Raw genomic sequence first — 21,608 nt, forward strand, 5'->3', positions numbered from 1 at the left:
TGTCAGCCGACGTGGCAGGTGCTGCCCCTGCGCCCTCCGGATCCAGAGTCCGGTGCTCTGCTGCTGAGCTACACGCCGATGGGGTTCATCGTGCCAGAGCGCGTCCGCGCCGTCGCGCGCTCCGCCTCCAGGATTCGAACCCGGACCTAACGGCACCAAAGGCCGTCGTGCTGCCGTTACACCAAGGCGGAACACACCGGACGGGGTGGAGCCCGTCCGGTGCCCGTCCATCCTCCCACGGCCCGGACGCTGGCCGCGCGCGACGGCTTCGGCCAAGATGGAGGGATGCCGCAGCAGGACGAGGTCGACCGGATCGTCGCGGCGTGGGGTCGGGAGCGGGGAGACCTGGACTTCGGACCGCTCGAGGTCCTGTCCCGGGTCGACCGGCTCGCCCGGCACCTCGACCGTGCGCGACGGGCCGCGTTCGACGCGAGCGACGTCGAGCCGTGGGAGTTCGACGTGCTGTCGGCGCTGCGGCGGGCTGGCGAACCGTACGAGCTCAGCCCGAAGTCGCTGCTGCAGCAGACCCTGGTGTCGAGCGGCACGATGACGAACCGGGTCGACCGCCTCGCAGCACGGGGGCTCGTCAGCCGCCGCACCGACCCGCGCGACGGCCGGGGCATCCTCGTGTCCCTCACCGCGAGCGGCCGGGCGGCCGTGGACGCCGCGATCGCGGACCTGCTGGGGGCCGAGCGGGCGATCCTGTCCGAGCTGTCCGACGACGAGCAGGCGCAGCTGTCCGGGCTGCTCCGACGGCTCATCCTCGGGCTCGGCGACTGAGGACCGAGCGACCGACCGGGTCGACCGGGTCGGCGGAACCGACCGCGGCGTAGCCTGCCGGGCATGCACGCCATCAACCTCGCCGTGGCCGACGTCGAACGCTCGGCATCGTTCTACCGCGCGCTCCTCGGCATCGACGGCAGCGGCGTCATCGGCACCGAGTACCCGTCGAGCGAGACCGAGGCCGGCGGCACCACCGCGATGTTCACGCTCGACGACGGCCTGATCGTCAGCGTGTACGGGCGCGAGGACATGCGGAAGGACTCCGGTGTCGCACTCGCCGACGCGCCGAGCACGACCATCGGGCACTTCGAGCCGTCACAGGAGGCCGCGCAGGCGTTCCTCGACCGTGCCGCAGCGGCCGGAGCGGCGATGCTCGCGGCGCCGTACACGAGGCCGTGGGGCATGTGGTCCGGCTTCTTCCAGGACCCGGACGGCCACCTCTGGGAGGTCGTGGCGAACCCCGGTGGCGGTGACCCGGCGGAAGCGCACCCCGACCAGGACACCGTCGACCCGGAGTCGATCGAGTAGCGGGTACCGGAACCGCGGGCCGCCAGCTACACCCCGAGCGTCTCCGCAACCTCGAGCCACCGCTCCTCGAGCTGCTCGACCTCGGCGTCGAGCGCCCCGAGCTTCGTCTGCAGCACCCCGAGCCCCGCGTAGTCCGACTGGTCGTGCGCGGCGAACGCGTCGAGCAGCTCCTGCCGGTCCTGCCCCGCCTTCGCGATCTTCCGGTCGAGGGCCGACATCTCCTTCTCCGCGGCGCGACGGTCCGCACCCGACAGACCGGGAGCGGCAGGGGCGCTGGACCCGACCGCAGTGCCACCGGAGGCGCCTGCCGGAGCCGTGTCGGGCCTCCCGGCCGAGGCGGCGGCAGCCGCAGCCGCCGTCTGTGGGACGGTCCCGGACGCCCGCAGTCGCATGTACTCGTCGACGCCGCCGGGCAGGTGCCGCAGGTGCCCACCGAGGACCGCGTACTGCTGGTCGGTGACGCGCTCGAGCAGGTACCGGTCGTGGGAGACGACGAGCAGGGTGCCCGGCCAGGTGTCGAGCAGGTCCTCCATCGCGGCGAGCATGTCGGTGTCGAGGTCGTTCGTCGGCTCGTCGAGGATCAGCACGTTGGGCTCGTCGAGCAGGATCAGCATGAGTTGCAGCCGGCGCTTCTGCCCACCGGACAGGTCCTTGACCGGCGTCGAGAGCTGCTCCGAGGTGAAGCCGAGCCGTTCGAGCAGCTGCGAGGGCGTCATCTCCTTGCCGTCGGCGACGTAGCTCGTCTTCTTGCGGGCGACGACCTCGCGGACGCGGTCGTCGGCGAACTGCTGCAGGTCGGCGAGCTGCTGGTCGAGCACCGCGACCTGCACCGTCTTGCCGGTCTTCACGCGGCCCTCGGTGGGCTGCAGCTTGCCGGACACCAGGTTGAGGAGGGTCGACTTGCCGGCACCGTTCGGCCCGAGGATGCCGGTCCGCTCCCCCGGTGCGATGCGCCACTCGACGTCGCGCAGGATCACGTCGTCGCCGAACGAGACACCGACGTCGAGCAGGTCGACGACGTCCTTGCCGAGCCGGGCGGTCGCCATCTGCGACAGGGCGACGGTGTCGCGGATCGGCGGCACGTCGTCGATCAGGGCGTTCGCCGCGTCGATGCGGAACTTCGGCTTGCTCGTGCGCGCGGGGGCACCACGGCGGAGCCAGGCGAGCTCCTTGCGGGCCAGGTTCTGGCGGCGCTGCTCGCTCGCGGCCGCCTGCCGGTCACGCTCGACGCGCTGCAGGATGTACGCCGCGTAGCCGCCCTCGAAGGGGTCGACGACACCGTCGTGGACCTCCCACGTGGCGGTCGACACGGCGTCGAGGAACCACCGGTCGTGCGTCACGACGACCATGCCGCCCTGGTTCGACGACCAGCGGCGGTTGATGTGGTCGGCGAGCCACTGGATGCCCTCGACGTCGAGGTGGTTGGTCGGCTCGTCGAGGAACAGGACGTCCCAGTCGCCGACGAGCAGCTTCGCGAGTGCGATGCGCCGTCGCTGACCGCCGGAGAGGTCGTCGACCGTGGCGTCCCACGGGATGTCCGACACGAGCCCGCCGATGATGTCGCGGATCTTCGGGTCGCCGGCCCACTCGTGCTCGGCGAGCTCGCCGACGACGATGCTGCCGACGGTCGCACCCGCGGGCAGGACGTCACGCTGGTCGAGGTACCCGACGGTCAGGCCGCGTCGGTGGGTGACCCGCCCCGCGTCCGGCTCGAGGCGCTGCGCGAGCAGGGCGAGCAGGGTCGACTTGCCGTCGCCGTTGCGGCCGACGACGCCGATGCGGTCACCCTCGTCGAGGCCGAGGGTGACGCTGTCGAAGACGACCTTGGTGGGGAACTCGAGATGCAGGTTCTCGGCGCCGAGGAGATGAGCCACTCGTCAAGGGTAGGCGGCGCCGCGGGGTGCGGGCGCCGCGCGGTGCGACCGGGGTGGCCCCGGTGGTTCGGTGGCGTTGGGCGCTGCGGCACAACTGGCAGCACGTCGCGCAACGGGATTCCGCGGCGCGACGTGCTGCCGGTTGTGCAGCGGGCAGCGGCGCGGCGGGCTCACCGATGCGTGACCGAGGTCGCTTCGCCGGTTCGATCACCGCAGCGCTGACCGTGGGGACCGATGGGTGTCAGAGTTGCGGCGCCGGGAAGTCCGCCCAGCTGTCGGCGGGCCGGCGATCGTCCCGCGGGTCGTCGTACACGAGGCTCCGGATGTACTGGTCGAGGTACGGGAGCGTGAAGGAGACGAAGCCGTGCCCCGCCCGCTGGACGTAGCCCGTGTCGATCAGCCGTCGCTTGTACACCTGGACGTACTGGTCGGACTCGCCCATCAGCGCCACGATGCGCGACATCTTCGCCCGGCCGTCGACCAACGCCAGCGTCATGGCCTTCACGAACTCGCGGTCCTTGTCCGACAGGTCGAGGTACACCTTGCTGATCACTCGACTCATGACTGCCTTGATGGCCTTCTCGAACGCGACCTCTGCGTCCTCGATCTCGATGGTGGGCGCGTCACTCCTGGCGCGCCAGGCGTAGTCACCGACCAACTGGATGAGGTAGGGGTAACCTTGCGCGATCTCGGCGAGGCGACGCAGGGCTTCGGGGCTGATCTGCCGCCCACCGACCGCCGCAGTGTCACGGAGCACCGCCATGGTGGCGTGCGGGTCGAGCCGTTCGAAGGTGAGGTCACGAGAGCGACGCAGGAACGTCGCATGCTCTTGCTTGAGGAGTTCGTCGAGGTCGATCCTGATCCCGGCGAACGCGATCATGATGTTCGCACCGTCGGTCAGTGCGTGGGACACCTGGAGCGCGAACTTTGCCAGCTCACGCAGACGGACTCGGCCGGAGGACACTTCGTCGATGGTGATGAGGATGCCGCGATTGTCGATCGCTCTGGACAGGGCGACGAGATCGTTCCGGAGGAGCGGCTTCACTTCTCGGTGCCGGTCCTGGTACTCCCAGGATGCACTGAACTTCCAGAGACCAACGCTCGTCAGACGCGCCTTCGTCGCCGGATCGAGTCCGTTCAACAGCGCCGGGATCGTGGTCTCCATGACGCGGTCCATCAACCCGGAACTCGCATCGTCGCTGATGACGAGCCATCCCGCATCCGTCGCCGCGTTCTGGAGCAGCGTCAGCATCGACGTCTTGCCGGCGCCGCGGAGACCAGCGATGAGGATCGAGTGGTTCTCGCCGAAGTCGAGCGTGCTGAAGACGCGTGTGAGCTCGTCGATCTCCTGCTCATGGCCACCGAAGACCAGCGGCTGGCGGCCGTATCCTGGATTGAACGGGCTGCGCGACCGCTCGACGGGGCTCTGACTCATCACACTCCCGATCGTTGTTTACTTTATTTATTTTACTGCGGGAGTGCCGGCGTCGCAGAGTGGGCGCGCACGCTCACGGAGTCACAACGCGGCGACCCACTCGTCGGTGCCGTCGGTGAACTCCTGGCGCTTCCAGATCGGCGTCCGCTCCTTCACGAGGTCGATCAGCGCGGCGCAGGCGGCGAAGGCCTCGGCCCGGTGCGGCGAGGACACGGCCGCGGCGAGCGCCACGTCCCCGATGCGCAGCGCTCCGACACGGTGCAGCACGGCGACCCGGACCTCGGGGTGCGCGTCCGCGATCGAGCGGGCGACCTCGGCGATGACGTCACCCGCGCTCGGGTGCCGTTCGTAGTCGAGTGCGGTGACGCCCTTGCCCTCGTCGTGGTCGCGGACGACCCCGGCGAACGTGACGACGGCGCCGTCGCGGTCGGTGGTCACGGCTGCGGAGACCTCGTCGACGGTGACCACGCGGTCGACGACGTCGGCGACGACGACCCGCTCGGCTGTCCCGTGATCGTCGGGCCCGTGGACGCCGGTCCCGCGGTCGCCGCTCACGAGGCGCTCCGGGGCGCGTGGCCCTCGCCGTGCAGCTGGGCGAGCACGTGGTCGAGCACGCCGTCCAGCACCGCGAGGCCGTCGGCGACACCACCACGGGACCCCGGCAGGGTCACGACGACCGTCCGGCCACCGGCGATGCCCGCGACCCCGCGGGTCAGCAGCGCGGTCGGCCCCGCACCGGCGAGGCCGCGACGACGGATCTCCTCGGTGATGCCGGGCAGCTCCAGGTCGATCAGCGGAGCGACGGCCTCGGGGGTGCGGTCGGTCGGCGTGACGCCGGTGCCGCCCGTGGTGACGACGACCTTCGCGTCGGCGAGCAGCTCGACGGAGACGGTCTCGGCGATCGGGCCGCCGTCGGGCACGATCGTCGGCTCGGCGACGGTGAAGCCCCGCTCGCGCAGCCACGCGGCGATCACGGGCCCGGTGCGGTCGAGCGTCGGGTCGGTCGATGCCTGCGTGGAGACGACCACCACACCGGCTCGGCCCCTGGTGAGTTCGGACGTCATCGGTTGCTCCAGTCCCCCGAACGCCCGCCGTGCTTCTCGAGCACCCGGACGTCGGTGATCACGGCCTTGCGGTCGACGGCCTTCACCATGTCGTACACGGTCAGTGCCGCCACGCTCGCCCCGGTCAGGGCCTCCATCTCGACGCCCGTGCGCGAGGTGGTGCGGACCGAGACCTCGATGCGCACGCGGTCGCCGTCGCCCTCGATGTCGACCTCGACGCCCGCGATCGGCAGCGGGTGGCAGAGCGGCACCAGGTCCGACGTCTTCTTGACGGCCATGATCGCCGCGATGCGTGCGGTGCCGATCACCTCGCCCTTGGGCAGCGAGCCGTCGAGGATGCGCTCGACCACGTCGGTGCGGGTGACGAGCGTCGCGGTGGCCGTGGCGGACCGGGCGGTGACGTCCTTGTCGGAGACGTCGACCATGTGCGCGGTGCCGTCGGCGCGCACGTGCGAGAGCTCGGCGTCACGCGCGCCGGCGGTCGAGGGGTCGTCGGTCATCGGAGGCTCCAGACGGTCAGCGGGTTTCCCGGTTCGACGGAGTCGGTGCCGAGGGGGACGTGGACGAGGTGGGTGGCTGCGGCGAGGTGCCCGAGCAGGTGCGAGCTCGGCCCGCCCACGAAGTGCACCCGCCCGTCGGCGACGCGGCCGCGTCGGACCTGGTGCTTGCCGACGGGCGAGCTCGCCGACTCGGCGGCCGGCAGCTCGGCGGTCGGGCGGTCCGGAGCGCCGACGGCCGCCGCGAGCACCGGGCGCAGGAACACCTCGAAGGACACGAGGGCGGACACGGGGTTCCCGGGGAAGGCCACGACCGGTACCCGCCGACCGGCGAGCTCGACGAGTCCGAGGGCCTGGGGTCCGCCGGGCTGCATCGCGACCGGGGTGACCGCGAGGCCGCGCGGCTCGAGGACCTGGCGCACGACCTCGTACGCACCGGCACTGATCCCACCGGTGGTCAGGACGAGGTCGGCCCAGTCGCCGACGGCCGATACGAGCCCCGGCAGGAACGCCTCGGCAGCATCGCTCAGCTGCACGCGGCGCACCACGGCACCGACCTCGGCCAGGGCCGCACGCAGCGCCACACCGTTCGCGTCACGGATGACCGCGCCCGCCGCGTCCGAGCCGTCGTCGTCCTGTTGGCCGCCGTCGATGAGCTCGCTGCCCGTCGACACGACGAGCACCCGGACCGGCCGCAGCACGGACACCGCGCCGACCCCCGCCGACGCCAGTGCGCCGAGGAGCGCCGGGGTCACCGGGGCTCCGACCGGCGCGAGCTCGGCACCGAGCGCGACGTCGCTGCCGACACGACGGACGAACGTGCCGGCGGTTGTGCCGTCCGGCACGGTGAGCACGTCGAGTCCCAGCGCCGCGGGGAACGCGCCCGGCGGTGACGCCTCGACCGGCACGACGGCGTCCGCGCCGTCCGGGATCCGCGCCCCGGTCATGATCGGCGCTGCGGTCCCGGGCGCGAGCGGCACCGGGACGGCTCCGGCGGGGATCGGGTCGACCACCCGGACGACCTGGCCGGCCTCGGTCGAGCGCACGGCGAACCCGTCCATCTGGCTGTTGTCGAACACCGGCAGCGGGACGGGTGCGGTCACCGCACGCGCGAGCATCCGGTACCCGCGACCGGCGCCGGCGCCGTCTGCCAGGTCGTCGAGCGTGAGCACCTCCGGAGCGCGCGGAGCGAGCACGGGTGCGAGGAGCGCGGCGACCTCGTCGCGGTGCTGACCGATCGTGCGCACGCAGGCCTCCGAACATCGTGGGACGCCCCGTTCCCGGTCGACGCCGGAGGGGCGTCAGTAGCGTATCCAGGGCGCACCACGCGCCGATGACATCCGGAGGACCTGTGGAGGACCACGTGACCACGACCGAACCTGTGGACGGAACGACGGCTCGCATCGGGGTGATCGGGGGCTCCGGCCTCTACCGCCTGTTCGAGGAGGGCACCGCCGACGAGATCACCGTGGACACGCCCTACGGCCCGACGTCGAGCCCGATCACGGTCGGCACGATGGCCGGCAAGCGCGTCGCGTTCCTCACCCGCCACGGCCGCGAGCACTCGGTCGCGCCGCACCTGATCAACCACCGCGCGAACGTCTGGGCGCTCCGGTCCCTCGGCGTCCGGGCGATCGTGTCGTCGAGCGCGGTCGGCGGCCTGCACCCGGACTACGCCCCCGGCACGTTCGTCGTGACCGACCAGCTCATCGACCGCACCTGGGGCCGGAAGGACACCTTCTTCGAGGACCAGGTGCAGCACCTGTCCTTCGCCGACCCGTTCGACCCGGTGCTCCGTCGCGCCGCCGTCGACGCCGTCGCCGCGCTCGACGTGCCGTTCCGGCCCACGGGCACGTGCGTCGTCATCCAGGGCCCGCGCTTCTCGACCCGAGCGGAGTCGATCTGGATGCGCGAGGCCGGTGGCCACACGATCAACATGACGATGACCCCCGAGGTGCCGCTCGCGGCCGAGCTCGGCATCGGCACGGTCAACCTGTCGTACGTCACGGACGCGGACGCCGGCCTCGCGCCCACCGAGGACGAGGCAGCTCGGTCCACCGAGGCCCCCGTCACCCACGGTGCCGTGATGGAGCGCCTGGCCCGCGCGAACGAGGTCATCGTCCGCGCCATCGGTGACGTCGTCGCCGCGCTGCCCGACGACTACACCCCGCGCGAGCTGGTCCCCGCCACGGCCAGCGAGAGCGTGCTGCGGAAGACGGTGGACGCATGAGCCGCCTGCTCGTCACCGGCGGCGCGGGCTTCATCGGCTCCGCGATCGTCCGCCGCGCCCTCGCCGAGGGCCACGAGGTCCGCATCCTCGACTCGCTGCGCGACGACGTGCACGGCGACCCCGCCGAGGTCGTCCGTGCCCACGAGCAGCAGGGCCTGTCGTTCGTGCACGGTGACGTCCGCGACCGCGCCGCGCTCGAAGCGGCACTCGAGGGCGTCGACGTCGTCTGCCACCAGGCGGCGAAGGTCGGCCTCGGAGTCGACTTCCAGGACGCCCCCGACTACGTCTCGTCGAACGACGCCGGCACCGCGCACGTGCTCGCGGGCATGGACCGGCACGGCATCGGCCGCCTGGTCGTCGCGAGCTCGATGGTCGTCTACGGCGAGGGCGCGTACGAGACCGCCGACGGCGAGCCGATGCGACCACCGGCGCGCCGACGCGAGGACCTCGACGCCGGACGCTTCGACCCGATCGGTCCCGACGGCCGTCCCCTCGTGCCCGGGCTGATCGACGAGTCGGCCGCCCTGGACCCCCGCAACGTGTACGCGCAGACGAAGGTCGCGCAGGAGCACCTGGCCTCGTCGTGGGCCCGCGCGACGGGCGGCACTGCGATCGCCCTGCGCTACCACAACGTCTACGGACCGGGCATGCCGTCGAACACCCCGTACGCCGGCGTCGCGTCGCTCTTCCGCTCGGCACTCGCCCGCGGCGAGGCACCGCGCGTGTTCGAGGACGGCCGACAGCGTCGCGACTTCGTGCACGTGGACGACGTCGCCGGCGCGAACGCCGCGTCGATCGCCGCGACCGCCGAGCTGCCCGCCGAGACCTTCCGGGCGTACAACGTCGGTTCCGGCGTCGTGCACACCATCGGCGACATGGCCGCGGCCATCGCCGGCCCCGACGGCCCGCAGCCGGTCGTGACCGGTGAGTACCGGTTGGGCGACGTCCGACACGTCACGGCGTCGTCCGACCGGATCCGATCGGAGCTCGGTTGGCAGGCGCAGGTCGACTTCGAGCAGGGCATGCGCGACTTCGCGACCGCCCCGCTCCGTGCCGCCGTGCAGCGGTGACGCAGCGCGCGGCGGACGACGCCGCCTGAGACTCGTCTCAGGCGACACGGCTCGCGCCTCCGGGCGCGAGCCGTGTCGGTCTGGCCGAGACTCGCCCGCTGGACCAGGGCGAGGACGGGTGCACCCGCCTACGCAAGCGGACCGTCGACCGCAGCCGCGCCTCCCGGCCGTCCCCCGATCGCGGGACACGCCGTCCGGAGACCGCATCCGACACGCCCCGGGGGACAGGATCCTGTACCCCGCGGCGTGTCATCGTGTTACGTCGTGAGCATGGACCGAACCCCATCCGCCGGCGACCAGCCCGACGAGGACGCGACGCGCGCGACCGGAGATCGGCCCAGTCGCGGGAGCGACCCGCACCGAATGGACCACATGACCGTCGACGTGATCCTGCCCTGCCTGGACGAGGCCGACGCGCTCCCGCGCGTCATCGGCAGCCTGCCCGAGGGGTACCGCGCCATCGTCGTCGACAACGGCTCGACCGACGGATCCGCCGACGTCGCCCGCGCCCACGGCGCGACCGTCGTCACCGAACCGGTCAAGGGCTTCGGCTCGGCCTGTGCCGCCGGCGTCGCCGCCGCGACCGCCGAGTACGTCGCCTTCTGCGACGCCGACGCCTCGATGGACCCCGGCGAGCTGCCCGACCTCGTCGCACGCGTCGCCGACGGGCGGACCGACCTCGCCCTCGGTCGCCGCGTCCCGACCACCCGCGGCGCCTGGGCGCCGCACGCGCGCTTCGCCAACCGCGTGCTCGCCGTCCTGATGCGCCGCGCCACCGGCTACCGCCTCCGCGACCTCGGCCCGATGCGCGTCATGCGCCGTGCCGACCTGGTCGCCCTCGACCTGCAGGACCGCCGCAGCGGCTACCCGCTCGAGATGGTCCTGGCCGCACACGCGGCCGGCTGGCGGGTCGACGAGTCCGACATCGGCTACGCCCAGCGCGTCGGTGACAGCAAGGTCACCGGCACGCTCCGCGGCACGGTCAACGCCGTCCGCGACATGTCCCGTCTGCTGCGCGAGTACGGACGGGAGGCACGACCCCGCGTGGTCGCGCCCGGTCCGGCCCGCGACGTGGCCGGGTCCACCACGGAAGGAGCACGCTCATGACGGACGTCACGGTGGTCGTCGTGGCCAAGGAGTGCCTGCCCGGCAAGGTCAAGACCCGGCTGACGCCGGCCCTGACCCCGGAGGGTGCTGCCCGCGTCGCCTCGGCCGCGCTGGCCGACACGATCGAGACGGTGCGCGCCCTGCCCGCCTCGCGTCGCGTGCTGCTCTACGACGGCGTCGTCCTGCCCGAGGGCACCGACGACTTCGAGGTCCTGCACCAGGTCGGCGGCGGACTCGACGAGCGCCTCGGGGCGATGTTCGACGCGATGACCGGTCCGACGCTGCTCGTCGGCATGGACACGCCGCAGGCTTCGCCGGAGCATCTCGTGCCGGTCTTCGAGGACCCGGAGCGCGACGCGTGGTTCGGCCCCGCGGACGACGGTGGCTTCTGGTCGCTGTACCTCCGCGAGCCCGACGGTGCGCTGCTCCGTGGCGTCCCGATGTCCCAGGACGACACCGGCGCCGTGCAGCTCGCACGCCTGACCGACGCCGGCCTGTCGGTCGGCACGCTGCCTGCACTGCTCGACGTCGACACCGTGGCGGACGCCGAGCAGGTCGCCGCCCTCGCGCCGACCTCGCGCTTCGCCACGGCCTTCGCCGCCGAGCGCGACACCACCATGACCACGACGACCGGAGGTGCCCGATGACGATGCACGACACCGTCACGTTCGGCGCCGGCGGCGGCGAGCCGTACGCCCGCGCCCTGCAGACCGACGGCCACCTGCGCCTGACCGACCCGGACCGACCCGACGTCGAGGTCACGATGGACGTCGGCCGGTGGAGCGCCGCCGCCGACCGAGTCGACCGTTCGCTGCTCGAGGGAGCCGACGGCCCGGTGATCGACGTCGGGTGCGGTCCCGGACGCATGCTCGTCGCAGCCCGGGCGCTGGGCATCCCGTCGCTCGGTGTGGACGTCTCCGCCGAGGCCGTCGCGATCGCCCGACGCTCCGGCGGCACCGCCGTGCAGGGCTCCGTGTTCGACACCATCCCCGACGAGGGTCGCTGGGACACCGCGCTCGTGATCGACGGCAACATCGGCATCGGTGGCGACCCGGTCGCACTCCTGGCCCGCTGCGGCGAGATCGTCCGCGACGGTGGTCGCGTGGTCGTCGAGACGCACGCCGATCGCTCGGCCGACCGTGCGTTCACCGCGCACGTGGTCGACGTGGACGGCAACCGGAGCGAGGGCTTCCCGTGGGCCGAGGTCGGCGTCGACGCGCTGCTCCGGCACGCGGCCACCGCGGGCCTCAGCGCGCGGCAGAGCTGGACGACCGACGGACGGACGTTCTGCGAGCTCGTCGCCTGAACACACCTCGTTGTCTTGCATGATGCAAGACAACGAGGTAGCGTCGTGGGCAACAGCCGACGGCGCCCTGGTCGTCGGTCTGACGGCTGTGGCCCTCGGCACGACGACGAGGAGCACCCGTGCAGAACCGACAGAACCCCCTCGGCGGCGCGTACGTCTCCGGCCTCGAGCAGCGTGACGAGATCGGCGCCTACGCGGTCGAGGCCGCGTGGCGCCCGGTCGGCAGCTACACCGGCACCGGTTCGGGCCGTGCACTCGGCCGGTTCGTGGACACCCAGTTCCGCCGCCCCGGCACCGCGACGTCCTCGACGCGCACCGTGACCGGGTCGCTGCGGACGGCGACCGGGTCGTTCCGGACCGCCTGAGCCGCCACTCCTCCAGACCGCGAGCGGTCGCCCACCCCGAGACGTCCCCCGCGTTCCCGGTGTGGGCGGCCGCTCGCTCTGTGCTCACCGGTCTGCGCTCACCGGTCGAGTCGTGGCTGCCGTGCGTCTCGCTCCGTCACCGGATACTGGATGAGCTGCGGCGACCACTCGCCAGGATGACGCTGCGCCCACTCGAGTGCGCGCAGGAACCGAGCCTGGGTGGACGGTGCGGGACCCCAGAGCCATCCCGACGGCTCGTCGTTGTACGGGAACTCCCACATGAGGAGCCGATGGGTGACCGCTTCGCCGAGGTCGACGTGACGGAGGATGACCCGATCTCCGCACGGGTCCTCCTGTCGATCGTGGTCCTCCCACTCGAGCCCCGCGTCGTCGAGCGCGTCCGCGAACGCCTCGCACGTCGGAACCGCTGGCGCGTCCTCGTGAGCAACCTCGTCGAGGTGAGCGAACAGTTCCCTCCGCAATGCCGCAAGCCGCTGCCAGGAGTCGGCGGTCACGAGCGCCCCGACCAGCTGATCTCGGTCGCGGGATCAGACAACGGTCTCCCCCTCTGAAGGTGTCGAAGCCTTGGAACTTCCGCGCCGTGATGCTCGCCACAGCGGGGTCCGGCTCCGGCGAATTCCCCTCGCACCCCGACGGCGATGCGGCTGCGCTTCCCAGGTTCCCTCATCACTCCGCTTCCGACTGGACGTTGCGTGCTGTGCGGTCACGGAGTTCGAGCATCCACGACCGCGCTGACTGCCCGAGGTCGACCCGCGGCAAGAGACCCGTACCCACGAACCTGAAGAAACCGTCGACGTCGCTGTCGGTCGGCAACTCCCGCAGCAGGTAGTCCAGTTCGTCGCGGTACTGGACGTTCTCGGCCCGCGACACCTCGTCGAGGTCGTTGACGAGCACGGACTCGACATCCGGCCAGTCGAGGTCCCAGTCGTAGTTGAACTCAGCCGCCAAGAGCGATCTGAAGCCAGGAGCGCGCGCCGCGACGCTCCGGTAGTACTCGTGCTTGTCCATCCAGGTCCTCTCGCGTGTACATCGTGACGATCGAGTACGGGGCTGCCCGTCCGAAAGGGACTGCAACTCGACCCGCACGACGGATGCATCGCGCATCGGCGACGCCCGAGCCTGCGGCTCGATTTCATCGCCTCAAGGGGTCGGCCCGACGGTGTCGGTCGCGGAGGTCGCTCAGTCGGAGGCGTCGCCTCGCGCAACCAGCTCTCGCTCCAGCCGGACCTCGAAATCCTGCACCCAACCTTTCGGGCTCATGCCCCAGTCCGTCTCGGGCGAGAATCCAGAACCGAGCGAGAAGAGCAGCAAATCGATGTCGTCATCCGAACAGACCTGGTCGATCCGGCGAAGGTCCTTCAGCATGCTCCGTAGCTGATCGGTGCGTTCCCCGAGGACCGATGTAACGATCTCCTCTGCTGAGTCCCACTCATCGCGCCAATCCTGGTTGAACGCCCCGCCCATCAAGTCCGCGAAAGACGGCACTCTCGCCGCGAACTTCTCCATCTTCATGCATGCCTCTCGCCCCGGGTCCATCGGGAACTCGGCGTCTCGCCGCTGGGTCTGCTCTTCATGCATCAGCGTCGTGTGCGTTGATGCGTCGGACGAGACGGTCAACCCAACCGAGAGCGCTCACCTGCGCATCCACCTCCGGTCGGAAGCCACTCCCCATCGATTCCAACATGCCCACCACGTCGGCTTCCGAACAACTGTCCCGGATCTGCAGGAGCTCGGTCAGGAGCGCGCGTCGAGTTGCCGGGAACTCGTCAAGAGCCTCGGTCAACAGTTCGTCAACCGACGACCACTCGTCTTTCCAGTCTTGGTTGAAGGCGCCGCCCATGAGTGCGTCGAAGGCGGGGTACTGGGGTGACGCTTCCATGTGGATCCCTTGGGCCGGAGTTGCAGTCGAGTTCGATCGAGCGTGGGAGCAGGACTCAGGAGGCGAACCCCCGCACGACTCCGCGGGCAGATTCGAGCCAGGCGCGGACATCCCCACCGAAGTCGCGTCGGAAGTCGATGTCGACATTGAAGGAGAGGAAGAAGTCTTCGACATCCTCCGTCGTCGGAAGAGCCGCAAGGAGTCCATCGATCTCGTGCACGAGCGCTTCTCGCTCGGCCAGCGGGCGGTATGCGAAGGCGAGTTCCAACGTCTCGTCCGCCGAACGGTCCTCGTACCAACCTTGGTAGAAGAGGCCTCCGATGACGTTGACCATCAGCGGAGCGCTGCGAGACAGAGTCTGCCTGTCCACTACTTCACCGTCCCATCGGGATCGGCACTGACGATGCGGAAGCCAGTCGAGTCGCCTGGCATGCGAACGATGACCACGCGGAGCGCGCGGATCTCGGAATTCCAGACCGCGCATCGCGCGTGCTCCAGAGAACACCCCGAGTGGGGCCGGCGGCCCGAGATGCCCGAGTCGACGACGCCGTCGACGCGCCCGCGGCTGGTCGAGAACCGCGCCGACCGCGGATGGCGACCGAGCACGACGGACCGGAGGCGCGCCTCCAGACCGTTTCGGACCACGTGGAGATCGTCCATCGCCTCCGACGACCCACCATGCATCTGAGCGTCTCGAAGGCGGACCGGGGACCGCGCTGGACGATCTGCACCCCGCCGAGTGCGCGCGATCCCGTGCAACGGAACCCGTGGGCGGCCAACACGTGCAGCGCCGCCCAGGACACGACCGCACCGCTCGCCGTGTGCAGCGTGGCGCCGTCGCCGGCCTGCACCTCGGCGAGCAGCGCTGCGTCCGCGCGGATCGCGTCCCCCATGCGCTCGGCCCTACCGCCGGCCGGTGACATGCCGCATGTCCTCCGAACGACCCGCAACTGCTCCCCGCAACGACGAGTGCGCATCCCGACGCGACCGTGAGCGCCCCGAGCCCCGCGATGCCAGGATGGGCCCATGAACGACCGCGCCGGCACCCCCGCGACCGCAGACGACCTCGTCGACCTCGACGCCCTCCTGGCCGCGTACCACGAGCGCGTCCCCGACGTGTCGATCCCCGAGCAGAAGGTGGTCTTCGGCACCTCCGGCCACCGCGGCTCCTCGCTCGACACCGCGTTCAACGACACGCACATCGCCGCGATCACGCAGGCGATCGTCGAGTACCGCACCGAGCAGGGCACGACGGGTCCGCTGTTCATCGGCCGCGACACCCACGCGCTCTCCGCCCCCGCCGAGCAGACCGCACTGCAGGTCCTCGCCGCGAACGGCGTCCGGGTGCTCGCCGACGCCGAGGACGGCTTCGTCCCGACCCCGGCGCTCAGCCACGCCATCATCAAGTACAACCGCGAGGAGCACGGCGACACCGCGGACGGCATCGTCATCACGCCGAGCCACAACCCCCCGCGTGACGGCGGCTTCAAGTACAACCCCCCGCACGGCGGCCCGGCCGACAGCGACGCCACGTCGTGGATCGCCGACCGCGCGAACGCGATCATCGCCGACGGGAACGCCGCCGTCCGCCGCCAGGACGAGACCGCTGCCGAGGGCTACGACTTCCTCGGCTCGTACGTCGCGGACCTCGAGCACATCATCGACATCGAGGTCATCAAGCGCGCCGGGGTCAAGATCGGCGCCGACCCGCTGGGTGGCGCATCGCTGCCGTACTGGGAGCGCATCCGCGACCACTACGGTCTCGACCTGACCGTCGTGAACCCCGAGGTCGACCCGACGTGGGCGTTCATGACCCTCGACTGGGACGGCAAGATCCGCATGGACCCGTCGAGCCCCTCGGCGATGGCCTCGGTGCTCGCCCACAAGGACGACTTCGACGTCCTGACCGGGAACGACGCCGACTCGGACCGCCACGGCATCGTCACGCCGGACGGAGGCCTGATGAACCCGAACCACTACCTCGCGGTCGCGATCGAGTACCTGTACGCGCACCGCCCCGACTGGCGCGACGACGCCGCGATCGGCAAGACGCTCGTGTCGTCGAGCATCATCGACCGCGTCGCGGAGTCGCTCGGACGCCGGCTCTGGGAGGTCCCGGTCGGCTTCAAGTGGTTCGTCCCGGGCCTGATCGACGGCTCCGTGGCCTTCGGTGGCGAGGAGTCCGCGGGCGCCTCGTTCCTCCGCAAGGACGGCACGGCGTGGACGACCGACAAGGACGGCATCATCCTGGCGCTCCTGGCGTCGGAGATCACCGCCGTCACCGGCAAGACCCCGTCGCAGCTGTACACCGAGCTCACCGAGCGCTTCGGCGACCCGGTCTACCAGCGCGTGGACGCCGCGGCGAGCAAGGAGCAGAAGGCCCGCCTGTCGAAGCTCGACGGCGACGCGATCACCGCCGACACCCTGGCCGGCGACCCGATCACGGCGAAGCTCTCGAAGGCCCCGGGCAACGACGCGGCCGTCGGCGGCGTCAAGGTCGTCACGGACAAGGCCTGGTTCGCCGCCCGCCCCTCGGGCACCGAGGACGTCTACAAGATCTACGCGGAGAGCTTCGTGGGCCAGGAGCACCTCGAGCAGGTGCAGCGTGAGGCGAAGGAGATCGTGGACGCCGCCCTCGGCGCGTAGTCCCCGACGACCGACCGAGGGCGTCACCGGATCCGTCCGGTGACGCCCTCGGCGTTCCACGACCGTCTCGTCCTGCCGGTCGGGCCACTCCTGCACACGCCCCGAGCACCCTGCCGATGTCCACAGGAACGAGGCGGATGGGAACAATCCGTTTGCGCGGGTTGTATTTTTGCAGTGCGCGCAACAACGCTCCCCCGCGCCCGGGTGTGAGCGACGCGCGAGCACCAGTACGCACGGGAGACCGAATGACCCAGACGGCGACCGCACCCGCGGCCCCCACCACGTCCTCGAACGCGGTGATGAACCACCGGCAGATCCTGCTCGTCATCTACGGGCTGATGGCCGGCATGTTCCTCGGCGCGCTCGACCAGACCATCGTCGGCACCGCCATCCGCACGATCGGCGACGACCTGCACGGGCTCGACCAGCAGGCCTGGGTGACCACGGCCTACCTGATCGCGTCCACGATCACGACGCCGATCTACGGCAAGCTCTCCGACATCTTCGGCCGCCGCCCGCTGTTCCTCACCGCGATCGGCATCTTCATCCTCGGATCGCTCGCCGCGTCGTTCTCGACCTCGATGCTCATGCTCGCCGGGTTCCGCGCGCTGCAGGGCCTCGGCGCCGGCGGTCTGATGTCGCTGCCGCTCGCGATCATGGGCGACATGCTCGCCCCGCGCGAGCGCGCCAAGTACCAGGGCTACTTCCTGGCCGTGTTCGGCATCTCCTCGGTGATCGGCCCGCTCGTCGGTGGCCTGTTCGCCGGCGCGTCCCAGATCCTGTTCGTCAGCGGATGGCGCTGGGTCTTCCTGGTCAACGTGCCGGTCGGCATCGTCGCGCTGATCATGGTGACGACGTTCCTGCACCTGCCGAAGTTCGGCGACCGCGGCAAGCCCCGCATCGACTGGTGGGGCGCCTCGCTGGTCATCGTCACCCTCGTGCCGCTGCTCCTCATCGCCGAGCAGGGCCGCGAGTGGGGCTGGGACTCCCCCGGCGCCATCGCCTGCTACGCGATCGGCGCTCTGGGCCTGCTGGCCTTCGTGATCGTCGAGCGCTCCATGGGTGACGACGCGATCCTGCCGCTCAAGCTCTTCGGCTCGCGGGTCTTCTCGATGGCGGCCGTCCTGTCCGTGCTCGTCGGCTTCGGCATGTTCGGCGCGATGCTGACCATCCCGCTCTACCTGCAGATCGTGAAGGGCGTCACGCCCACCGAGTCCGGCTTCGCCATGCTGCCGATGGTGCTCGGCCTGATGATCTCCTCGATCGCGTCCGGCCAGATCATCTCGCGCACCGGCCGCTACGGCGCCTTCCCGATCACGGGCACCGCGTTCACGGCGATCGGCTTCACGCTCCTCACCTTCCTCACCGCGGACAGCCCGCTCTGGTTCCTCATGCTCGGCATGTTCGGCATCGGGCTCGGGCTCGGGCAGCTCATGCAGACGCTGACCCTCGCGGCGCAGAACTCGGTCTCGCCGCGGGACATCGGCGTGGCCACGAGTGCGGCGACGTTCTTCCGCCAGATCGGCGGCACCATGGGCACCGCGGTGCTCCTGTCGGTCCTGTTCACGCTCATGCCGACGAACATCACCGGCGCGATGCAGAACGAGTCGACGCTCAAGCCGGCCCTCACCGCCGCACTCACCCCCTCGGTCGCCAGCGCGTCCGAGAACAAGGGCGTGATGGACCAGATCTGGTCGAAGATCGTCGACCCGGTGCAGCAGAACGTGCAGCAGGGGCTCGACAAGGGCGCCGCCGCCGCGAAGCAGGCCGCCGACCAGGCCGTGACGCAGCAGGTCACCGCGCAGGTGCAGCAGCAGGTCGCTGCCGGTGCGATCCCCGCCGCGTCGGTCGACTCGGTCATCGCCCAGCAGGTCGCCGCGAACAAGTCCGCTGCCGAGCAGCAGGCCCTCGAGACCGCCGCGTCGAAGGCGAACGCCGAGGTCGTCGACGGCACGCTGCAGATCGACTACAGCAACGCCGACCAGCGGAAGGCCGTGGTCGACGAGGTCGCGCCGAAGCTGGTCGACCAGCTGAAGAACGGCAACACGGCGGCGAGTTCGTCCGCCGGCTCCGCCACGAGCGACACGTCGTTCCTCAACGGTGCAGACCAGCGACTCACCCGTCCGTTCCTGGTCGGGTTCAGCCAGTCGGCCGTCGTCGTCTACTCCGTCGGCCTCGCCGTGATCCTGCTCGCGTTCGTCCTGACCTGGTTCTTCCGGGTCCCGCCGCTCCGCAAGGTGTCGGCGCTGCAGGAGCAGGCGAACGCGGCGAAGGGTGACTCCGACCGCCTGTCGGCGGACGCGCAGCAGGCGGCGGCGAACACCGGCTCGCTGGTCACCCCGGACACGGGGTCGATGCGGGCGGTCCCGACCTCACCGGACGTCACGGTGCAGCAGCCGCAGGACCGGCCTGGAGGCTCCACCTCCCCCGCCACGCATCACGCCTCCGACACGGGTGCCGCCGACCGCGCCGGTCACGGCCCCGAGGACGGCACGCGGGCGCCGCTCGCCGACGCGACCACGCACGGCGCGCACGCCGCGGCGGCACCGGTGGACGAGCCTCCGGCGACGACCGCGACCATCCGCACGCACCCGGCGCACGCCGCGTCGGACGGGGCCGCGCAACCGGACACGACAGCCGCGCACCACGGGCGACACTCCGCGGAGTAGTCCACCGAAGCCGCTGTGAGGCGACATCGTCGACGTCGTACGACATCGACGATGTCGCCTCCGTCGTCCCGGCCCTGACGAGCCCGGCGCCGCTCAGGTCCGACGAGGTGAACGCGACGTTCGCGATCCCGGCGCCCCTGGCGTCGAGACCGGAGTAGCTGCCATCCCCGTCGGCGAAGCTCCGGGCGCAACGCGTCCGCCCCGATCCATCCTGGCCGCTCCGGGCGGCAGGCGCTCAGTCCTCCTGCGCAACCGGGGACACGACCGCCGAACCGACCGCCGACTCGACCGCCGCGTGCGGCAACCGCCGCCGCATCACGTCGACCGCCACCGGATTGTCGTCCACGAGCACGAACCGCCGGCCCAGGTCGCGCGCGACCGCACCGAGGGTGCCGCTCCCCGCGAAGAAGTCGAGCACCCAGTCCCCCTCGCGCGACGACGCCTGCACCATGCGGCGGAGCACCCCCTCGGGCTTCTGCGTCGGGTAACCGGTCTTCTCGCTGCCGGTCGGCGACACGATCGTGTGCCACCAGACGTCGGTCGGCAGCTTCCCGCGCTCCCGCTTCTCCGGCGTGACGAGCCCCGGCGCCATGTACGGCTCGCGGTCGACCGACTCGGAGTCGAACCAGTACCGCTCCGGGTCCTTCACGTAGACGAGGATCGTGTCGTGCTTCGTGGGCCACCGCGACCGGGACTTGGCACCGAAGTCGTACGCCCAGATGATCTCGTTGAGGAACGCGTCACGGCCGAAGAGCGCGTCGAGCAGCACCTTCGCGTAGTGCGCCTCGCGGTAGTCGAGGTGCAGGTAGAGCGTGCCGTCGTCGGTCAGCAGTCGCCACGCCTCGAGCAGCCGTGGCTCGAGGAACGCCCAGTAGTCCTCGAACCGGTCGTCGAACCGCATCAGGTCGCCGCGGATCCGTTCGTAGGTCCGACCCCGGAAGCCCGTGATCGTCCCGGCGTCACCGGCGGTCCGGCGTTCGGCGGTCACCGCGTGGCGCCGCTGCTTCCGGCCGGTGTTGAACGGCGGGTCGAGGTAGACGACCCTGAACGCGCCGTCGGGCAGGGTCGGCAGGACGTCGAGGTTGTCGCCGAGGACGACGAGGTCGGGACTCCGGGCGTCGAGGCTGCGCACCGCACCATCCTCCCCCGGTGCCGGGCGTCGTCGGACCGCGGGGCTCAGGACGCCTGCGTCGACCCGGTGTCGTCCGTCGACCGGCAGGTGACCCCGTTCGCGACGACGTCCGACGCACGGTGGGTGCCGCCGACGAATACGTCGGACGCCACCCCGGCCCGCAGGGCGGTGACCACCGCGAGGTCGTGCGGCGAGTCCACCGTCCCGATCGACGCCGAGACCCGGAACTGCACGGCCGCAGCGGCACAGTCGGCGGGTACCGTCACGGCGAAGCCGACGCAGTCCTCCTCGTCACACCCGGCCGGCGCGTCGGCGTCGAGGTGGTCCTCGGCTTGCTGCGTCGCGGACACGCGGTCGGTGTCCGCCCCACCGTCGGTGACACAGGACACGTCGCCGACGTCGGAGAACGCTTCGTCGTAGTTCTCGACCAGGACGAGCGGCACGTCCGCGGTGAGCGCGACCGTGCGCTCCTCGACCCGGCTCGGTTCCTCGTCGTCCTCGCCCGCGAAGAACCCGACCGTGACGACCGCGGTGCAGCTCTCGTCGGTGTCGATCTCGTACGCGTCGCAGTTCGTGTCACCCGGCGTGGAGTCGCATGTGCCCTCCCACTCGTCGTCGCCGGCCAGCCACGTCACGTCCGTGTGACCGTCGTCCGAGGACCACTCCGGCACCTGCGCGTCGTCGGTCCCGCCGAACTCCGGGTCCGCGGAGCCGAACGCCGCCGCAGCGACGTCCTGCACGGCGGGGACGAGGGGCAGGAGCGACATCGAGGTCCCCGCCACGAGCACGGCGGCCGCGACCCCGGCGGTGACGGACACCAGGACACGCTGGACCCGGGGCACGGACCGCGAGGGCGGTCCCTCGACGAAGGGTCGGGCGGCCGGCACGGACCACGCGTCCGCCGCGTGCGCCTCTGCGAGCGGTCCGGAGGCGCGACGGGCGGCGGACCGGTCGCGGATCCGACCGAGCTCCGCCACCACACCGTCGGCGTGGTGGCGGAGC

The 21,608-nt window shown here is 71.2% G+C and carries 23 protein-coding genes and 2 tRNA genes; 11 read left to right on the forward strand and 14 right to left on the reverse strand.

Features of this window, described 5'->3' with window-relative positions:
• Nucleotides 1-6: 6 nt before the first annotated feature.
• Both D8M35_RS01625 and D8M35_RS01630 read right to left on the reverse strand, forming a co-directional pair.
• Nucleotides 7-78 (reverse strand) — tRNA-Gln (locus tag D8M35_RS01625).
• A 41-nt stretch (nucleotides 79-119) separates the two neighbouring features.
• Nucleotides 120-191: transfer RNA gene (locus tag D8M35_RS01630), tRNA-Gln, on the reverse strand.
• A gap of 94 nt (nucleotides 192-285) precedes the next feature.
• Between D8M35_RS01630 and D8M35_RS01635 the strand changes: the two genes are divergently transcribed.
• Together D8M35_RS01635 and D8M35_RS01640 are read left to right on the forward strand one after the other, a co-directional pair.
• Entirely contained in the window at nucleotides 286-780 is a 495-nt protein-coding gene (locus D8M35_RS01635) for a MarR family winged helix-turn-helix transcriptional regulator (RefSeq protein ID WP_126890237.1), read from the forward strand.
• 63 nt (nucleotides 781-843) lie between these two features.
• Entirely contained in the window at nucleotides 844-1,311 is a 468-nt protein-coding gene (locus D8M35_RS01640; RefSeq protein WP_126890238.1) for a VOC family protein, read from the forward strand.
• A 26-nt stretch (nucleotides 1,312-1,337) separates the two neighbouring features.
• Here the strand turns inward: D8M35_RS01640 and D8M35_RS01645 are convergent, their stop codons facing one another.
• The 6 genes from D8M35_RS01645 to glp all read right to left on the reverse strand — a co-directional run bounded on the left by D8M35_RS01645 (nucleotide 1,338) and on the right by glp (nucleotide 7,428).
• Nucleotides 1,338-3,185 carry an ABC-F family ATP-binding cassette domain-containing protein gene (locus D8M35_RS01645; protein ID WP_126890239.1) on the reverse strand — a complete coding sequence of 616 codons (1,848 nt, stop codon included), beginning with the start codon at nucleotides 3,183-3,185 and terminating at the stop codon, nucleotides 1,338-1,340.
• Nucleotides 3,186-3,426: 241 nt separating this feature from the next.
• Nucleotides 3,427-4,620 carry an ATP-binding protein gene (locus D8M35_RS01650; RefSeq protein WP_126890240.1) on the reverse strand — a complete coding sequence of 398 codons (1,194 nt, stop codon included), beginning with the start codon at nucleotides 4,618-4,620 and terminating at the stop codon, nucleotides 3,427-3,429.
• Nucleotides 4,621-4,701: 81 nt separating this feature from the next.
• Entirely contained in the window at nucleotides 4,702-5,175 is a 474-nt protein-coding gene (locus tag D8M35_RS16810; protein WP_126890241.1) for a molybdenum cofactor biosynthesis protein MoaE, read from the reverse strand.
• A complete protein-coding gene (locus tag D8M35_RS16815; RefSeq protein ID WP_126890242.1) occupies nucleotides 5,172-5,684 on the reverse strand; it encodes a molybdenum cofactor biosynthesis protein B in 513 nt (170 codons plus the stop codon). Before D8M35_RS16815 ends, D8M35_RS16810 begins: the two co-directional genes overlap by 4 nt.
• Nucleotides 5,681-6,184: a cyclic pyranopterin monophosphate synthase MoaC gene (gene moaC / locus D8M35_RS01665; RefSeq protein ID WP_126890243.1), complete on the reverse strand. Its 504-nt coding sequence runs from the start codon at nucleotides 6,182-6,184 to the stop codon at nucleotides 5,681-5,683. The genes D8M35_RS16815 and moaC overlap by 4 nt, the downstream gene beginning before the upstream one ends.
• Nucleotides 6,181-7,428, reverse strand: a complete 1,248-nt coding sequence (gene glp, locus D8M35_RS01670; RefSeq protein WP_126890244.1) for a gephyrin-like molybdotransferase Glp — start codon at nucleotides 7,426-7,428, stop codon at nucleotides 6,181-6,183. Before glp ends, moaC begins: the two co-directional genes overlap by 4 nt.
• Before the next feature lie 116 nt (nucleotides 7,429-7,544).
• On the opposite strand from glp, the gene D8M35_RS01675 reads away from it, so the two are divergent.
• The 7 genes from D8M35_RS01675 to D8M35_RS01705 all read left to right on the forward strand — a co-directional run bounded on the left by D8M35_RS01675 (nucleotide 7,545) and on the right by D8M35_RS01705 (nucleotide 12,831).
• Nucleotides 7,545-8,411 carry an MTAP family purine nucleoside phosphorylase gene (locus tag D8M35_RS01675; RefSeq protein ID WP_238638052.1) on the forward strand — a complete coding sequence of 289 codons (867 nt, stop codon included), beginning with the start codon at nucleotides 7,545-7,547 and terminating at the stop codon, nucleotides 8,409-8,411.
• The gene (locus D8M35_RS01680) at nucleotides 8,408-9,481 is read left to right on the forward strand and encodes an NAD(P)-dependent oxidoreductase (RefSeq protein ID WP_126890246.1); all 1,074 of its coding nucleotides are present in this window, start codon (nucleotides 8,408-8,410) and stop codon (nucleotides 9,479-9,481) included. The genes D8M35_RS01675 and D8M35_RS01680 overlap by 4 nt, the downstream gene beginning before the upstream one ends.
• A 363-nt stretch (nucleotides 9,482-9,844) precedes the next feature.
• Nucleotides 9,845-10,588 (forward strand): glycosyltransferase family 2 protein, encoded by a 744-nt coding sequence (locus D8M35_RS01685; RefSeq protein ID WP_126890247.1) that lies wholly within the window; start codon nucleotides 9,845-9,847, stop codon nucleotides 10,586-10,588.
• Nucleotides 10,585-11,235, forward strand: a complete 651-nt coding sequence (locus D8M35_RS01690; RefSeq protein WP_111226650.1) for a DUF2064 domain-containing protein — start codon at nucleotides 10,585-10,587, stop codon at nucleotides 11,233-11,235. The genes D8M35_RS01685 and D8M35_RS01690 overlap by 4 nt, the downstream gene beginning before the upstream one ends.
• Nucleotides 11,232-11,894: a methyltransferase domain-containing protein gene (locus tag D8M35_RS01695; RefSeq protein ID WP_126890248.1), complete on the forward strand. Its 663-nt coding sequence runs from the start codon at nucleotides 11,232-11,234 to the stop codon at nucleotides 11,892-11,894. The genes D8M35_RS01690 and D8M35_RS01695 overlap by 4 nt, the downstream gene beginning before the upstream one ends.
• Before the next feature lie 119 nt (nucleotides 11,895-12,013).
• On the forward strand, nucleotides 12,014-12,259 hold the full coding sequence (locus D8M35_RS01700; protein WP_126890249.1) for a hypothetical protein: 246 nt from the start codon (nucleotides 12,014-12,016) through the stop codon (nucleotides 12,257-12,259).
• A gap of 290 nt (nucleotides 12,260-12,549) precedes the next feature.
• On the forward strand, nucleotides 12,550-12,831 hold the full coding sequence (locus D8M35_RS01705) for a hypothetical protein (protein WP_126890250.1): 282 nt from the start codon (nucleotides 12,550-12,552) through the stop codon (nucleotides 12,829-12,831).
• Between the two features lie 115 nt (nucleotides 12,832-12,946).
• Here D8M35_RS01705 and D8M35_RS01710 read toward each other — a convergent pair whose 3' ends face one another.
• The 4 genes from D8M35_RS01710 to D8M35_RS01725 form a co-directional block, all read right to left on the reverse strand.
• The gene (locus tag D8M35_RS01710; protein ID WP_126890251.1) at nucleotides 12,947-13,288 is read right to left on the reverse strand and encodes a hypothetical protein; all 342 of its coding nucleotides are present in this window, start codon (nucleotides 13,286-13,288) and stop codon (nucleotides 12,947-12,949) included.
• A gap of 171 nt (nucleotides 13,289-13,459) precedes the next feature.
• On the reverse strand, nucleotides 13,460-13,792 hold the full coding sequence (locus D8M35_RS01715) for a contact-dependent growth inhibition system immunity protein (RefSeq protein ID WP_126890252.1): 333 nt from the start codon (nucleotides 13,790-13,792) through the stop codon (nucleotides 13,460-13,462).
• A 58-nt stretch (nucleotides 13,793-13,850) separates the two neighbouring features.
• Nucleotides 13,851-14,159, reverse strand: a complete 309-nt coding sequence (locus D8M35_RS01720) for a contact-dependent growth inhibition system immunity protein (protein ID WP_126890253.1) — start codon at nucleotides 14,157-14,159, stop codon at nucleotides 13,851-13,853.
• Between the two features lie 55 nt (nucleotides 14,160-14,214).
• Nucleotides 14,215-14,493 (reverse strand): hypothetical protein, encoded by a 279-nt coding sequence (locus D8M35_RS01725; protein ID WP_126890254.1) that lies wholly within the window; start codon nucleotides 14,491-14,493, stop codon nucleotides 14,215-14,217.
• 692 nt (nucleotides 14,494-15,185) lie between these two features.
• Between D8M35_RS01725 and pgm the strand changes: the two genes are divergently transcribed.
• Both pgm and D8M35_RS01735 read left to right on the forward strand, forming a co-directional pair.
• The gene (gene pgm, locus D8M35_RS01730; protein WP_126890255.1) at nucleotides 15,186-16,805 is read left to right on the forward strand and encodes a phosphoglucomutase (alpha-D-glucose-1,6-bisphosphate-dependent); all 1,620 of its coding nucleotides are present in this window, start codon (nucleotides 15,186-15,188) and stop codon (nucleotides 16,803-16,805) included.
• 245 nt (nucleotides 16,806-17,050) lie between these two features.
• On the forward strand, nucleotides 17,051-19,474 hold the full coding sequence (locus D8M35_RS01735) for an MDR family MFS transporter (RefSeq protein ID WP_126890256.1): 2,424 nt from the start codon (nucleotides 17,051-17,053) through the stop codon (nucleotides 19,472-19,474).
• A 235-nt stretch (nucleotides 19,475-19,709) separates the two neighbouring features.
• Here D8M35_RS01735 and D8M35_RS01740 read toward each other — a convergent pair whose 3' ends face one another.
• Both D8M35_RS01740 and D8M35_RS01745 read right to left on the reverse strand, forming a co-directional pair.
• Nucleotides 19,710-20,606, reverse strand: coding sequence for a site-specific DNA-methyltransferase (locus D8M35_RS01740; protein ID WP_126890257.1), 897 nt, complete (start codon nucleotides 20,604-20,606; stop codon nucleotides 19,710-19,712).
• Nucleotides 20,607-20,650: 44 nt separating this feature from the next.
• The coding region (locus D8M35_RS01745) for a hypothetical protein (RefSeq protein WP_238638053.1) at nucleotides 20,651-21,608 on the reverse strand (958 nt) is incomplete at its 5' end.

This window comes from Curtobacterium sp. HSID17257 (assembly GCF_003989515.1).
Classification (GTDB): Bacteria; Actinomycetota; Actinomycetes; order Actinomycetales; family Microbacteriaceae; genus Curtobacterium.

Bases quoted from the DNA above. Each gene is read 5' to 3' on its own strand.
- D8M35_RS01635 (WP_126890237.1), top strand. From the start codon at position 286: ATGCCGCAGCAGGACGAGGTCGACCGGATCGTCGCGGCGTGGGGTCGG.
- D8M35_RS01640 (WP_126890238.1), top strand. From the start codon at position 844: ATGCACGCCATCAACCTCGCCGTGGCCGACGTCGAACGCTCGGCATCG.
- D8M35_RS01650 (WP_126890240.1), bottom strand. From the start codon at position 4,620: ATGAGTCAGAGCCCCGTCGAGCGGTCGCGCAGCCCGTTCAATCCAGGA.
- D8M35_RS16815 (WP_126890242.1), bottom strand. From the start codon at position 5,684: ATGACGTCCGAACTCACCAGGGGCCGAGCCGGTGTGGTGGTCGTCTCC.
- moaC (WP_126890243.1), bottom strand. From the start codon at position 6,184: ATGACCGACGACCCCTCGACCGCCGGCGCGCGTGACGCCGAGCTCTCG.
- D8M35_RS01680 (WP_126890246.1), top strand. From the start codon at position 8,408: ATGAGCCGCCTGCTCGTCACCGGCGGCGCGGGCTTCATCGGCTCCGCG.
- D8M35_RS01685 (WP_126890247.1), top strand. From the start codon at position 9,845: ATGGACCACATGACCGTCGACGTGATCCTGCCCTGCCTGGACGAGGCC.
- D8M35_RS01690 (WP_111226650.1), top strand. From the start codon at position 10,585: ATGACGGACGTCACGGTGGTCGTCGTGGCCAAGGAGTGCCTGCCCGGC.
- D8M35_RS01695 (WP_126890248.1), top strand. From the start codon at position 11,232: ATGACGATGCACGACACCGTCACGTTCGGCGCCGGCGGCGGCGAGCCG.
- D8M35_RS01705 (WP_126890250.1), top strand. From the start codon at position 12,550: ATGGGTGACCGCTTCGCCGAGGTCGACGTGACGGAGGATGACCCGATC.
- D8M35_RS01710 (WP_126890251.1), bottom strand. From the start codon at position 13,288: ATGGACAAGCACGAGTACTACCGGAGCGTCGCGGCGCGCGCTCCTGGC.
- D8M35_RS01715 (WP_126890252.1), bottom strand. From the start codon at position 13,792: ATGAAGATGGAGAAGTTCGCGGCGAGAGTGCCGTCTTTCGCGGACTTG.
- D8M35_RS01720 (WP_126890253.1), bottom strand. From the start codon at position 14,159: ATGGAAGCGTCACCCCAGTACCCCGCCTTCGACGCACTCATGGGCGGC.
- D8M35_RS01725 (WP_126890254.1), bottom strand. From the start codon at position 14,493: ATGGTCAACGTCATCGGAGGCCTCTTCTACCAAGGTTGGTACGAGGAC.
- pgm (WP_126890255.1), top strand. From the start codon at position 15,186: ATGAACGACCGCGCCGGCACCCCCGCGACCGCAGACGACCTCGTCGAC.
- D8M35_RS01735 (WP_126890256.1), top strand. From the start codon at position 17,051: ATGACCCAGACGGCGACCGCACCCGCGGCCCCCACCACGTCCTCGAAC.